Annotated in this window: 13 protein-coding genes; 3 read left to right on the forward strand and 10 right to left on the reverse strand. The window is 43.6% G+C overall.

Going from position 1 to position 14,205, the window contains the following annotated elements; all coding sequences use genetic code 11:
- Window positions 1-27: 27 nt before the first annotated feature.
- Together ACBP55_RS20815 and ACBP55_RS20820 are read left to right on the forward strand one after the other, a co-directional pair.
- On the forward strand, window positions 28-1,455 hold the full coding sequence (locus ACBP55_RS20815) for an aminotransferase-like domain-containing protein (protein WP_464644654.1): 1,428 nt from the start codon (window positions 28-30) through the stop codon (window positions 1,453-1,455).
- Window positions 1,456-1,592: 137 nt separating this feature from the next.
- Window positions 1,593-2,072 (forward strand): hypothetical protein, encoded by a 480-nt coding sequence (locus ACBP55_RS20820; RefSeq protein ID WP_464644656.1) that lies wholly within the window; start codon window positions 1,593-1,595, stop codon window positions 2,070-2,072.
- 268 nt (window positions 2,073-2,340) lie between these two features.
- Here ACBP55_RS20820 and ACBP55_RS20825 read toward each other — a convergent pair whose 3' ends face one another.
- Window positions 2,341-2,751 carry a hypothetical protein gene (locus ACBP55_RS20825; protein ID WP_464644658.1) on the reverse strand — a complete coding sequence of 137 codons (411 nt, stop codon included), beginning with the start codon at window positions 2,749-2,751 and terminating at the stop codon, window positions 2,341-2,343.
- Window positions 2,752-2,899: 148 nt separating this feature from the next.
- Window positions 2,900-3,352 (reverse strand): cupin domain-containing protein, encoded by a 453-nt coding sequence (locus ACBP55_RS20830; protein ID WP_029197525.1) that lies wholly within the window; start codon window positions 3,350-3,352, stop codon window positions 2,900-2,902.
- A 177-nt stretch (window positions 3,353-3,529) separates the two neighbouring features.
- Here ACBP55_RS20830 and ACBP55_RS20835 point away from each other — a divergent pair, with 177 nt between their 5' ends.
- Window positions 3,530-3,691, forward strand: coding sequence for a hypothetical protein (locus ACBP55_RS20835; protein WP_464644660.1), 162 nt, complete (start codon window positions 3,530-3,532; stop codon window positions 3,689-3,691).
- 78 nt (window positions 3,692-3,769) lie between these two features.
- Here ACBP55_RS20835 and ACBP55_RS20840 read toward each other — a convergent pair whose 3' ends face one another.
- From ACBP55_RS20840 to ACBP55_RS20875, 8 genes are all read right to left on the reverse strand, one after another.
- Window positions 3,770-5,272, reverse strand: coding sequence for an MDR family MFS transporter (locus tag ACBP55_RS20840; RefSeq protein ID WP_464644662.1), 1,503 nt, complete (start codon window positions 5,270-5,272; stop codon window positions 3,770-3,772).
- 211 nt (window positions 5,273-5,483) lie between these two features.
- A complete protein-coding gene (locus tag ACBP55_RS20845; protein WP_464644664.1) occupies window positions 5,484-6,017 on the reverse strand; it encodes a GNAT family N-acetyltransferase in 534 nt (177 codons plus the stop codon).
- A 133-nt stretch (window positions 6,018-6,150) separates the two neighbouring features.
- Window positions 6,151-6,459 (reverse strand): ArsR/SmtB family transcription factor, encoded by a 309-nt coding sequence (locus ACBP55_RS20850; RefSeq protein ID WP_464653365.1) that lies wholly within the window; start codon window positions 6,457-6,459, stop codon window positions 6,151-6,153.
- A 287-nt stretch (window positions 6,460-6,746) separates the two neighbouring features.
- Entirely contained in the window at window positions 6,747-9,728 is a 2,982-nt protein-coding gene (locus tag ACBP55_RS20855) for a carbohydrate binding domain-containing protein (protein ID WP_464644665.1), read from the reverse strand.
- A gap of 397 nt (window positions 9,729-10,125) precedes the next feature.
- The gene (locus ACBP55_RS20860; RefSeq protein ID WP_464644666.1) at window positions 10,126-10,869 is read right to left on the reverse strand and encodes a PIG-L deacetylase family protein; all 744 of its coding nucleotides are present in this window, start codon (window positions 10,867-10,869) and stop codon (window positions 10,126-10,128) included.
- 21 nt (window positions 10,870-10,890) lie between these two features.
- Window positions 10,891-11,877 (reverse strand): N-acetylglucosamine kinase, encoded by a 987-nt coding sequence (locus ACBP55_RS20865; RefSeq protein WP_464644668.1) that lies wholly within the window; start codon window positions 11,875-11,877, stop codon window positions 10,891-10,893.
- Entirely contained in the window at window positions 11,877-13,385 is a 1,509-nt protein-coding gene (gene argH, locus ACBP55_RS20870) for an argininosuccinate lyase (RefSeq protein ID WP_464644669.1), read from the reverse strand. The genes ACBP55_RS20865 and argH overlap by 1 nt, the downstream gene beginning before the upstream one ends.
- Window positions 13,386-13,389: 4 nt before the next feature.
- Window positions 13,390-14,151, reverse strand: coding sequence for a creatininase family protein (locus tag ACBP55_RS20875; protein ID WP_464644671.1), 762 nt, complete (start codon window positions 14,149-14,151; stop codon window positions 13,390-13,392).
- Window positions 14,152-14,205: the final 54 nt, after the last annotated feature.

A 14,205-nucleotide genomic window follows, 5' to 3' on the forward strand; every position in this document is an offset into this window, starting at 1 on the left:
ATTAGTGAATTAAGGAGTGAACAAGGTATGATAAATAGGCACACATCAACGAATGATACCAAACTACTTTTTAGACAAACATACGATTTTATCGTCACCAGGATCGAACGTGGAGAGTTAAAGGCACATGACAAACTCCCTTCGATAAGGCTGCTCGCCCAAGAGCTCCAGGTACACCGGCTAACCGTGTTTAGAGCTTATCAGCTGCTAAAACAAAACCATATCGTCTACGTAAAGGAGAAATCGGGTTATTATGTATGTCCACCAGACTTCCCGGAACATGTTATTTCTGACTATACGGAACGAAGCCCCATCGCCTCTTCCGGCCATTTGAGAAACTCCTTATCTGAGATTCAGGAGGTACCGGTAATTTATCAGTTTTCCCAGTCATTGATCGATCCGAATTTACTGCCGAATCTTTACCTATCTGAATATGTTAAGAAAGTTTTCGACATCTATCCCAAACTAATGGGAACCTACTCCAGTGCACAAGGGGATGACGAACTGCGTGAATTCCTTTGCCAGTACATGAAGCTTCATCATAGTATTCAACTGACAGCAAGTGATCTATTGATCACGACTGGGGGACAACAGGCAATTGACCTCATTTCACGAGTATACATCAGACCAATGGATTTCATCTTGGTAGAAAGGCCGACATATAGCGCCGCGCTTGATATTTTCCGCCAACAGGGTGCACGATTTATTCCAGTCGATATTTACCCAGAAGGTTATGATTTGGAGAAAGTCGAGATGCTGATGAAGCAGTACCGACCCCGTATTTTTTATATGAATCCTACCTTTCATAATCCAACTGGGTATACGGTTCCCACGGACCAACGCAAGCAGCTTGTCGAGCTGGCTGAACGCTATCGCTGTTTACTAATAGAAGATGATGCCATTCATGAGATGTATTTTGATCAGCCGCCGCCTCAGCCCATTTTTTCTTATGATACAGATGGTTGGGTTGTTTATCTCCGCAGTTTCAGTAAATTCGTGGCACCTGGGCTACGCATTTGCGCGGTCATCGGTCGTCCATCCGTAATAAAACCGCTAATAACAGCAAAATCATTGGCTGATAACGGAACTCCTCTGGTCAACCAGAAAATTTTCCTACACTATTTCGAGTCCGAACGCATTAAACAACACCTGGAGAAGCTGCGAATCGCCCTTCAAATACGAAAAGAAATTGTGGAGCAGGAATTGTCCACTACCGGATGGAGTTGGGTTAGTCCACAAGGAGGGTTCAATCTATGGCTTAAGCTACCCGAAGCTTTGCCTGTGGAAGAGTTATTAAAAGAAAGCGTCCGACAATCGGTCTCTTTTGTTCCGGGTATGATCTGTGATCCGCTCAGAGAGATGCGATCTTGGATTCGATTAAGCTATTCATTCGTTAGTGAGGGGCAACTTCGTGAGGGTGTCAGGCTGCTTGCAGATATCGCTAGACGATTTTGATCCCAACAAGACTAAAAAAAATCCCAGCCCCAAGACTAAGCTTGAGGAAGGGATTTTTCTTCGTGGGTTAAATATTGAACAAAAATCATCGTTCCAACGTCTTTATTACGTAACATGTTAAAAAGAAGGAGTATATCATGCGAAAATTTTTCACATCACGAATCAACTGGCATAAATTAAGTGAGCAGTTAGAGACTTATTGGGAAGCAAAAGTGTTGAAATGGAAAAAACGTTTAAATCCCTTGACTAACAAAATCGGATTTGGTATTTACTTTTATGAAAATATTACTATTAACCTAAATCGTCTGAACAAAGAAATATTACAAATTGCCGAGGATAGTATCCATCTCTCCCATTTCAAGAAATCCACATTTCCCAGCTTCATATCGGTTGTCGATGGCATTAATTCGACGACGATGTTTATGAAGCTGCCAAACCATGTCATTCAACAGATAACCTCTTTGGTCAGAGCGCTCCCAGGGTTTAAAGAACTGCAAACCATTTCACGAAAGTATGGGTACAAATGTGAACTTCATTACAACCAAGGTCGAGCATTTTTCGGTTCTTTACAGATTCACTTTATAGAAATTAACAAGTTCCCCTCTCTGCCAGCATGATTTACGAAAGAGGCTGACTCAAAAGGTTAATAACCTAGCGAGCAGCCTCTATTTTGTTTCGATACGGAGCGAAATCTAACAGGAATTCCTCCAGTTATTTGGCGTTAATTGCTCTAAACGGTCATCTAACTGGAAAACCTCCCTCTAATTTAGGGTGGGAATCGCTATTCAGTAGTGCAACTGTGAAAACAGATGCAGCCTAAAATTGGTCTAATTTCACCGATGCTCCCCCTTTACATCATAATTCAAGAAAATTATTGGTGCAGTATTACTTTTTAATATAGTTATCATACCATTCCCTACCTGATGCCCACTTTTTAGAAGCCGGATTCTCTTTTAGTATTTCAGAACATGCAATTGCCATAATATATTCTTTTAATCCATTATTATCGCTATTAGCAAATTGGTTGAGCATATAATTTAAAGACTTTTCTCCTTGCAAAACAATGTATTTGTAATCCTTATTACTATCTTCCCCCTTAACATAGTCATATGGATTTGAGGATAGTGACACTGTATTATTTTTTGGATTAGTAATATTATTGAGTTTTCCATCGATTGTTTGCTCAAAGGTTTTATCCCTTGAAACTTTCTCGGCAGTATTACTACAACTAATCAAACTAAATATAAATAAAATAGCGATGCATGTTATCATTATTTTCGTTAATCTTTTTCTCATAATTTTCTCCTTCCTTAAATTCGTCATACATCAATGCATTCCATAACCCACTAACAGGTCTATCAAGCAGAAAAAGACCGCCAACAAATGGCAGTCTTTACATTTAACTATACAACATTTTACATTTTCGTTCAATTACTGCTGCATGTTATTTCTTAATTAACTTAAAATCATCATAATGAAACCCCGGCGCAACAACACAGGAGACAAAAACAGGCTCGTTTCCTAGCGGTTTTGCCGTCTGCCAAACAGTGGCCGGAACTAAGGCTTGTGGACATTGTCCATTAATGACATCTGGTCCGAGAATAATCTCTTGTGTTTCCTCAGGCTTGTCTTTTGTACCGCCAAGTGTTAGTAACAATGGACTTCCTGAATGCCAGAGCCAAAGTTCATCCGATAATACCGTATGCCACTCTGAAAACTCATCAGGATGAAGCACAAAATAAATGGAAGTCGCTGCATATCGGGAACCTGTGTACGCTTCATTAAGTACCTCTTTTGGGATTTCGAACGAAGCTTTCCAAAGCTCCTTGTACCAGCCGCCTTCAGGATGAGGCTTTAAATCTAGCGCAGCTACTAACGGTGATAAAGATTTTGTAATCATTTTGTTTCTCACTCTCTTCCTATTTCTATTTCTATCTCTATAAAATTCCTAATCCATTATACACTGAAAATCGGTTGTTAGCGCTAGACATTTAAGAACTAGTCCTAATCTGAATAAATAATTTCTTCTGTGGAAAACTATTCTGTGTTGTTATTTTAAAAGAGGAGGTGTCACATGCCCAATCAAGATAATCAGGCAACAAAGGCGGAAGTACAATCAACGGAGTTAAACAAAATGCCTGTCCCAGGTAAAAATGATACGGAATTTTCCGCAGAGGAAGCTGCTGAGGCATTTCAAGAAAATCAATCTTCCAGCAGCAAATCTCAAGATCAATAATCCTAAGATGAATGCGAAAAAAGCCCGATTCCACTAGGACCGGGCTTTTCGTTTTCTTAAAGTAAAAAAATTATCAGATTAATGACTAACAATCATTGGAATTTCTGCACCGTCTATGGACTCGCCTTCCGCCTTCTTGGGCTTTTGCAGCATAAGACCCAGCAAACCACCGACAACGGCGATACCCAAAAGAATTAAGAAAGTGTAACCAAAGGAAGAAGCATACAAGTCTAAATCCGGCTTCTGCTTGCCTGATTCAACCATCAAATTTTTCATCTTCGTCGTAAAGATCGTCATCAAAATGGCGATAGCGAAGGACATCATCACTTGTTGTGCGGCATTCGTGAGCGACGTTACGCGGCCAACCAAATTCTGTGGTGCGGATTGGATCAAATGATTATTAAGAGGCATCATAAACAGTCCCATTCCAGCGCCAAGTAGTGCAAGCGGCAGGATCACTGTCCCTACACCTGAATCGCCAGAAATATTAGACAGTAAAAATGCTGAAATCGTTGTAAGTGCCATACCCGCCAAGACAAGCGGACGCGCTCCGAAACGATCTGACAGTTTACCGCCAATTGGCATAAATAAACCGGATGCCAGAGCTTGCGGAAGCATGATAAGACCAGTTTTCAGAGGGCTATAGCCATGGGCCTGTTGTAAATATAGGGGGACAAGGAACATGGTTCCGAACATCGCAATCTGAGAAATCCATTGCACGATGATCCCTTTTGTAAAATTACCTGAACGGAAAACACGCAGCTCGAGCAGCGGATTTTCACGTCTTAATTCCACAATAACGAATAAAATAAGCGCCACAATACCGATTCCTGAGCCAATTAGCGTATCAGCATCCATCCAAGTGGATTTCCCAGTGATCGGGTCAATACCACCATTAGAAACACCGTAGACTAGCGCTGCAAACGCAATTGGTCCTAAAAGCATGCCAAGTAAATCCAAGGATGCTACCGACTGCCGCCCAATATTCGGTAAAGTACGGATTCCGAGGATAATTCCGATTACACCGATAGGTAGGTTAATCAGGAATATCCACTGCCAGCTATGATATTCAACTAGCCAGCCTGCAACTACGGGTCCAAGCGCCGGCCCCAGCAAGATCGGAATACCCATCATGCCCATGACGGCCCCTACTTTTCCCGGCGGTGACAGACGATAAATGAACGCCATAGCAATAGGAACAACAACACCGCCACCCAGACCTTGGATGATACGGAAAGTAATCAGCATTTCAACCGAATTCGCCAGCGCACATAGACCAGACCCAATAGTGAATAGACCTACCGAGATCAAAAATATTTTCTTGGCGCCAAATCTGTCGGATAACCACCCCGCTAAAGGAATGACAGCTGCTTGTGCCAGCGCATATCCGATAACGGTCCATTGTACTAAGGACAAGTTCAATAGTTTAAATTCTTCTTGCAGCTTGGGAAGAGCAACGTTTACCGCCGTTCCGTCCAAAATAACCATGAAAATCCCAACCACAATTGCCACCAACGGCCCTAATATGCTTCGCATTGAAAACGGGGCTTCTGTTGCAGCACTGTTTTTACCTGAAGACATGTATTCCCTCCATCCGATTCAGCATCCTCTGCTGACTCTCTCTTGTCTATTTGCATATTTTACGGACAATTGTCCGTAACTCAATGATGATGCTAACGAAATATTGTATATTTGTCAATAACATTCAATTACTTAAAAAAAGGTACCTTCCCCTTATCCATCCTTCACACCGTGAACAACAATTATAAAACCCATTTAATCCACCTTTAAGTTAATGTTCTGTATACTTACATGAACTCTTCTCATATAAATTGATTTTCCATCCATTATCCCAGTGCAGCAGTCTTATATGTTGAAATCCGCTATCCAAATAATATTGATTTAATCTATCATTTTCAGCCATACAATCAAGTCTTATTCGGGTCTTCCCTTTATTTTTTATATAGTTTTCAGCCCATTTCAATAATAATTGACCTATCCCCATTCCTAAATGATTTCTACTTACAGCAAATCTATGAACATACCCTGATTCGTTATTATTAAGCTCTGCCCAAATGAAAGGATCCGACCAACAAATGAAAAGTGTTCCCACAACTTCTTCACTCAACCTTGCCAAATATATCTCATTACCTTTATTGAAACATTCATGAATTTGATTCATATTGAAATGTTCTGGATTCCATTGATTTATCCCCTTAGATTGAAGCCAGCTTGCGGACCCTTTCCAAAGCTCTAGTACAATATGACTTTCATCAATAGATGCAGGCCGAACATCGATTGTAATATTTTCATTACTTTGCTTCATAGGAATCTCGTTCTCCTTCGTCATAATTCATATATCCACATTTTAACATAATGCATTTGAATCATATAAAATAAATAAAAGCCGCTATTTTAGCGGCTAATAATCGGATTTTTTTAGATAACTCACAAATATTTTATTCTTCTTCCTGTAATAAATGCTTTAAAAGCACCATTTTTTCATTCCAAAATTTAGCATAAAACGATACCCAATCTTGAATTTCTCGGAGTGGAGCGGGATTCAGCCGATACCGCGTTTCTCTACCGACCTTCCGGTCTGTTACGAGACCTGCCTCTTTAAGGATCGCCAAATGCTTGGATACAGCTGTTCGTCCCATTTGAAACTGATCAGTTAATTCATAAAGAGGCAGTTCTTCTACATCAGCCAACAGACGAAGGAGTTTGCGACGAGTTGGATCGGCAATGGCGTCATAAACATCCCGCATTTGACTTTTATCGTTCAAAATCACCCTCCCCTTACTTCATCGATAAATACGATACTATATGGTGATTCATTATATGACACCGTATAGTGTCAAGTCAAATTTTCATAAGCGCCATATCCCTCATTCGTTTGGAATGTTCATCTCTAAACTAGTTTGAACCTTGGAGTTTAATAAATCCATATTTTCACTTTATCCCTGTTGCTTCATGATAGCAAGAATATCATCTCTTGCATGAAAAAAAGACCATGCCCATGACATGGTCGAATAATCAATAATCAAAAAATCCTCTATTTATCGTACTTGTAGAGATTAGTTTCATACTTCACATAATAAAGATCTCCATACTTATCCGCTGTCAGCAATGACACACCCGCCCCGACTAAAACAACCGCGTCTTTGGTGGCGGAGTTGGCGTCAACTGCGTACAATTTTGCGCCAATGCTCACATAGACGTTTCCGTCGTTGCCGACAACCATCTTGCCGCCTTGCCAGGTCACGGGTATTGAGCTGAATTTGTCGGAATAGACAGTCGTATGAGCGGCATATGGATTATTCGGATCGATAATAAACAAATCTGCGGTCGTGTCGTGGGACGAATTGCCTGACGAGTTCCCTTCCGCAAGTCCCCATATTTTCCCATCTGGACCAACGATGAGATCAGAGATGACTTTTCTTCCTGGGGCTGGGACAAATTGAGGAACAGGTGTCGAGTTGGCGCTCGTTGTATTCCAAATGAACACTTTTCCTTCCGCCGCATCAACCGTGCTGCCAATTCCCCCGTAAACGGATGTGCCGCCGAAAACTTTATTGTCCTTATACGCGAGTGAAATGACACTTTGATGGTAAACAATATCGTTTATAGTCGTGACTTGTTGGGAAGTCGACAAGTCATAAACGGTAAAAGAGCCTTTATTTTTGCCTGAGCCCGCTACGGAACCAACATAAAGTCGATTAAGTGACGGCTCTGCCTCCATACCAAATGGTCGATCCTGATGATAAGGGGGGTCGTCAATATCCTGGAACAGGATTGAAGGATTCGTTGTATCATTCCACGTCGACGTTGTGTCGTACTTTTTGATCCACGCGCCAGGATATATGCCCATATACAGATTGTTGCCTATTGTGGTCATGTTTTCCGCTTGGCCTGCGCCTTTATAGCGAGTTTCTTCACCTGTGTCCGGATTATAGATGCCCATTCCTCCACGTAAATATCCGCTTGTGTAAATCTTGTCGGCAGGCCCCTTGACCAGTGACCGGATTTTGGTCGGCGATTCTGGAATTACGAACGATGTCGTCGTATCAATCGTAGGAGTTGCTACAAGCAAATATTTCAAAACTTTTCCCGATTTGAGCGCAGCATACAGATAAGTGTTGCCTGCGTCGGTCAAAAAAGTATAACCAACTGCGCTTCCTCCGACATCGCCTAGATCTGATTCTGTTTTCGATGAAATATCGTAGCTGTAAAGATGATTCCCCTTCGTGTAGAACACTTTGTCGTCTGAGGGATGCTTCGTCGATACGCCAAGTGAATCCACATTGCTTAAGGAAGTGTCTAACGTACCATTTGCGCTATCCAAAACAAGCATAGGACCAGCGGACAGCTTAGCGAACACCTTCGACGCCGCTCCATTTGAAATATAATCGAGTCCAAGCACATACGTGCTGCCATAATTTGCCGGAGAAATGGTGGATTGCGTTCCATTCGTCGGATTAAAACGTATGATTGTCGCATTCGAGGTCGGTCCCATGCCCATATACACCTCAGTATCACTCGCATAAGCGATCGACCTCACAAAATCTAGTCCGCTGACGATGGGTTGGTTATTGTTTAAGACGACAGTGCCTCCGGTCGGATCGTACTGGAACGCTTTGCCGCTGGTGGAAGTTCCACCGTAGACCTTCCCGCTGCTTCCCGCCGTTACATCCCAAATAACGTCCATTCCCGTTGGTAGAGTGATTGGCACTAACGAGCTGCCTGTAATTACTTTTTTCCCATTAACAGTGCTAACTGTGCCCGGGAGATACCGAAACATCGTTTTCTTGTTGGCCGTTCCCAAATAGACGGACTTATCAGTAGCCACCGTCATTCCCCAGACAGCTTCCGTCTGATTGAGATTCTGATCATCCACCAACTCACCCGTTCGGGCATCGTAAACCACCAGCTTGGACGGAAACCCGCTGGAACCGACATACATTAGATCCGTGTTACCGCTCGCATCTTTGCCGATCACAGCGACGTCAAGAGGATTGTTCGTAATTTGAGTGCCGAGATTGTACTCAATCGGACGGTCCAACGTCACATCATCGACGTAAGCGACCATCGAAGTTGTCGTCCCTGTTGTTAGATATACGGAGACGGATGCTGTGCCTGTAGGGGCGGTAGCGGATACAGAAACCTGGGTCCATTGTGACGAAGTGCCAGTGAAATCGTTTGCAGCATCTTTAAGGATAGTCCCAGTAGAATTCTTGAAAAGAAGATGGACGCTCAGCCCTGACCCGCTGGTTGGGTAGATTTTGGCCGTAGCCCCTACGCGAGAGCCAGAACTAACCGGCACATTTGAGCTTTCCGCTGTGCTAGCTGCGGTTGAGCTGGAATCGTCCAATTTAAGACTGAAAGTTCCCCCCGCCTTCTGCACCGACGAAACGGCTGCACCAGAGGACACTGTCCATGTTCCGCTTAACGTGTCTTCGAAGCCTGCATTTCTAACAGTTTGACCGATCGAAACATCGTCTACATAAGCAGTCGTAACAGAAGCTAATGAGCTGTAAACCATGACCGCTACTTGAGTCGTTCCAGATGGAGCTTTTGCAGTAATAGATCTCTTCGTCCATTGACCGAGCGGAGGCGTTACGCTTGTGGGCGCTGCAATCGTTTCCGTTGTGCCGTTATAGAAAATCAGCCAAACATCAATCGAACCTTGCTCAATATAAGCAAAGATTGAAGCGGTATACTCTTCATTCGGTGTAATGCTAACCTTTTCGCTAATCCGAGCTAGTGAAGCCGTAGAACTGGTGTCCACCATTTTCATACTGTTCAAGCCAGTGTAGGCTCTCTCATTTGAGACGGTTGCTGTATTTTGGCCGTATGTGGGGTGTGTGGTCCAATGCGGTATGCCGGTTCCGGCATCTTCGAAAGAAGAGTTGGGGATAGTCACTGTGATGCCGGATGCGCGAACATCGAGGTTCTGGAAACTGCTGATCATAAGCAAACTACTAAACACCATACAGACGATACGAATCCACAAAGGACGAAACGTTATTGCTCTCATAATTACCACTCCTCACACAAAGTTTGGCTGCGGTCAATCGTGATGCTGTCGATACGCTCTACCTTTACGAACTCCTTTCCTACCCATTGGAGCCTATATTAGACTTCTCGTTCACCTCCCTTCGTTTGTTTAACGAAAGTCAATGCGTAATTTCCTCGATGATCTATTCTCATTTTAAGCCCATGCGTGCGTTTAAAATATGTCATCATTTCAAGAAAATGTGGACAATTTCAAGATAAAGTATATAAAATTTCAAGATATACTTTACTAATAAGTCAAGAATTATACAAAAAAAAACCCTCTAGATATTCATAGAGGGGGTTGATCCATACGATAAATTTTACAAACTTTCGAATAAGCCAACCTCGCTCCACTTTTGGCGTCATCTGCTCATTAGTTAACAAAGTTCTATCTCTGGAATTCCTTCCGTGCTTTCCTGAATGTCTTCAAACAGTCCGTCTGCCCGTACCTTCGTGTAGTATTCATATTGTCCGATAACCCCATAATCTCCTTGCATAACACCTGGATAGGCTCGGTTTACCGAATAAACTTGACTTCGATGAGCGTGTAACGCACGCCCTTTTGTTTCACGATGATTCACAATGTTCACCTTACCAGTTATGGGGACTGCACCGGTTGGTGCTGAATCTGCGCAATAATCATAATAGTGAGGAATCGATGCGAAAAACAAGGTGCAATAATGAGAGGGCGTCAATTTCTCCTCTGATTGAAGAACCGCTTGTTCTGTAGCTCGGGAAATGGCTATATGATCTCTATGTCCAGTAACTCCGTTTGGAGGAAACGTAACGACGACATGTGGCAGCAGCTGCATAATAAGAGATTCAATTTTTGCGGCCAATTCGTTGATATCCTGGTTAATTAAACTTCCATCCGCGTAATGAAGCAAATACAAGTTAGTTACGCCTATAACGTTACAAGCCTGTGACAATTCCCGCTCCCGGAGTGTGGCGAGTTCCTTCTTACAGGTTACCAAATACTCGCCAGACTTACCCCCGCATCCAGAGGTTGCACAAATCAAATTGATGTCGTGACCGGCTTTCTTATATTTGGCCATGGTGCCGGCGCAAGCGAAGGACTCATCATCAGGATGGGCAAACACGAACAACAGTCTTTTTTTCATAGGATCCCTCCATTGGAGTAATCATCCCTCATGAAATTTCTGATAGTGATCTAGAGCAAGAGCCATCATTCCGTATATGGGCTCCTTATTCTTGTTTTCGATTTGTCCGGATGGTACAAAGGCGTTGAATCGGCTCGTTACATACTCCCTTACAAACGCATTGTTTTGAAGTACGCCGCCTTGCAAAATGATTTGGAAAGGTTGTCTATATAAATTTATTCGCTCAATGACGGCCTTAGCACAAGTAAATAATTGTTCGGCTGCTTGGATCATAATAGACTTAGCCACTTGATCGCCCTGCGAATGAGCTTTTGAGACGAGACTGGACAATTCAGCTACTTTTTCCACAGAATAGCTTGAGTTGTATGTCCAATTAAACAAATCTTCTGGATCTTTCAAATCCAAATAAGGAAGAATATACTCAGCCAACTTGTTGGGGGCCACCCGTCCATCCACTGTTTTCAAAATATGAATGATCGCTTGTTTACCGATCCAATACCCGCTTCCCTCATCTCCAACGCGGTGTCCCCACCCCCCTGCTCGGGCAACCTCGCCTTGATCATTAACGCCATAAACGATGGATCCCGTTCCAGCAATCAGAAGAATACCTGGCTGACCATTGGTTGCCCCCAGTAATGCTGCGAAGCCGTCATTTTCAATAATTAAACGTTTGGCACGTATACGCAAATGCTGCAGCGCCTCTTCGACCAACGCTAGGATAATCCTCCGGTCATATTCGGTATCCAAACCGGCTATCCCTAACGCGGCACAATCGGTTTCTAATTCTGTTTCGCCAACCTCCCCATTCCCTACTAATTTACCGTCCTCCAAAGCATTGCGAATCGCATGGATAAGCTCCCTCACGGCTGCTTCTTTACCGACCCCCTGATAATTACAAGATCCTGATCTGCCCTGTCCTCGAATGTGTCCATCCTCATCGAAGAAGTAGCACAGGCTTTTCGTTCCTCCTCCGTCCACTGCAAGGAATGGAATCTTTTTAACAGACATTATGGGTTCCCCCACTCCCTCATGACTTCATCCAAAATCTGCAGCGCAGTTCGGCTCTTATGATCCGACTCTATTAACCATTGATCTAGAGCTAGTTGTTCATGATAACGTATCTGAATCATTCTAATCATCTCTTGGGGGCTTGGTCCTCCAGGCAAGGAGCGTATTTGAACAAAGTTCTCAGGGTCTAAGGCTTGTGCCAATGTGTCTCTATCCATAGTCAACTGACGACCGATGATCTCACTAGCTGCTTCATTAACTAGTTCCCACGTAATTTCATTCGCAGCTAATCCTTCCACCATCGCTCTCTTCACTACTGAGCTAACGATATGGTGGGAAGTTCGGAAGGAGAGTTTGTCCGTTCTAACCAAGGTATCCGCCAGTTCGGTAACGGTAGCGAAGCTGCTTTCAGTCCTTTTACGAAGTACTTCTTTATTAACATCCATAGTCCCCACTACGACGCTTAGTAGTCGATAGATCTTGTCCATGAGTTCAAGAGATTTCCATGCGTAAGGCTGCATATCGTCTTCAGTATCAACTATATCGCCGAAAGGTGTATTATGCATCATTGCAAGCACGGAATCCGCATTGCCTACACAGCTAGAAAGAAGGGCGCGCATGTGTTCTAGCGAAACAGGATTTCGCTTTTGCGGCATAATAGAACTGATTTGAACATACGGACTGGCTACCTTTATAGCGGCGAACTCCTGTGTACACCAGAGCAACAAATCCTGAACGACTCGACCCAGGTTGATCGCTGCAAGTTTAATGGAAGTAGCAACCTCTCCCAAATAATCCGCTCCGCCAATCGCATCATAGGAATTCTCTACAAGCTCATCGAAGGCTAGAAGCTCTTTCATTCGGTTCCGATCAATTGGAAAGCCTGACGTTGTGAGGGCAGCTGCTCCCATACTGCTGCGGTTGCAATTATGGTAAGCGGCCGTCATCCGGCGGATGTCTCTCGTAAGCGAGTCAACAACAGCCATGATGTAGTGAGCCATGGTGGTTGGCTGCGCCTGCTGCGTATGTGTGTAGCCAATCATCAACGTATGAATATGCTCCTCTGCGAATTGCAGAAGCTGCTTACGTAACTGTAAACCGGATTGCATCGTAACCAGAAGCTTCTCCCTAAGTACCATCCGGTAAATAGTGACACCCATATCGTTACGGCTCTTCGCTAGATGCAAATTTCCCGCAACGTCGCCTGCGTGCTGCTGCAGCTGGCTTTCCACCTGAAAGAATAAATCCTCAAATTCACCCGTATAACTAGAGTGGCGGAGATGATCCAAGTCAAGATGTACAATGGCTGTCGCAATCTGGCTTGCCTCATCTTGTGAAATCAACTGCTGCTCCTTCAACATAATCAAATGAGCCTTATTAATGGCCATCATGGCATCCAATAAATGCTGTTTGGCTTCATTAAAAGCAGGTTCTAGAACAGCTTCTGTATAGGTTTTACCAGGAAAAACCTTACCTTCACTTTCCAAAATAGACTCACGATTTCCCATCCAGTTATTCCCCTCCGTCTTTCATTACTGGTTTCTGTAACCAGTTTTCAAGTAATTGATGTAAGTTGGTGACTGCTTCTGCTATAATCCATTCCCCTGCTTCTAAGGATGTCTGCCCGACATGCCCCGTGTACCCATTCCATCCTTCTGGACTGCCTTCCACCAACACATAAGGTAGATTTGAAAGTGAATGATTTGCTGTTAGGTCTACGTCACTGTCACTAACATGAACCAAATCCGGTCGAAATGCTTTGACAACCGACATTTCATACGGGCCTCCATGACCTCTGCCCGTTGTTCCTGCAAAGATTCCAGCTTCTTCGGCACTTTGCGTTGTTACCATTTGCCACCAGTTCACTAATAGAACACTAGCGTCCTTATAGGTTGCTGTAATAGCTTCCGCTACTGTTCTGGATACACCCATATTCCCATCATGCGCATTTAACAACAGCACATTTCGGATACCCAACTGACAGATCCCGTCAACAATTTCATATAAATAATCGGTAATGACTGACGGACTCACTGAGATCGTTCCTGGATAATGACGGGTCTTTCCAGGACAAGCGGTATAAGGGATAACGGGATAAATGAGTGGCTTCAAAGCAGGATTAAGACGATCAGCGAATCCTTTCGCTAGAATGACATCCGTACCGAGTGGTGAATGCGGGCCGTGATATTCGATGGATCCGAGCGGCACCACTGCAAAACGGACTTCTTCTAATATAGTCTGTAGATCACGGCCGTGTACTTCCCTTATATCCATGGGCTTGATTCCCCCGTTTGATAAATTGGGAGGCCCGTTCAGGCCTCCCTCTGT

The organism is Paenibacillus sp. WG02 (genome assembly GCF_055396115.1).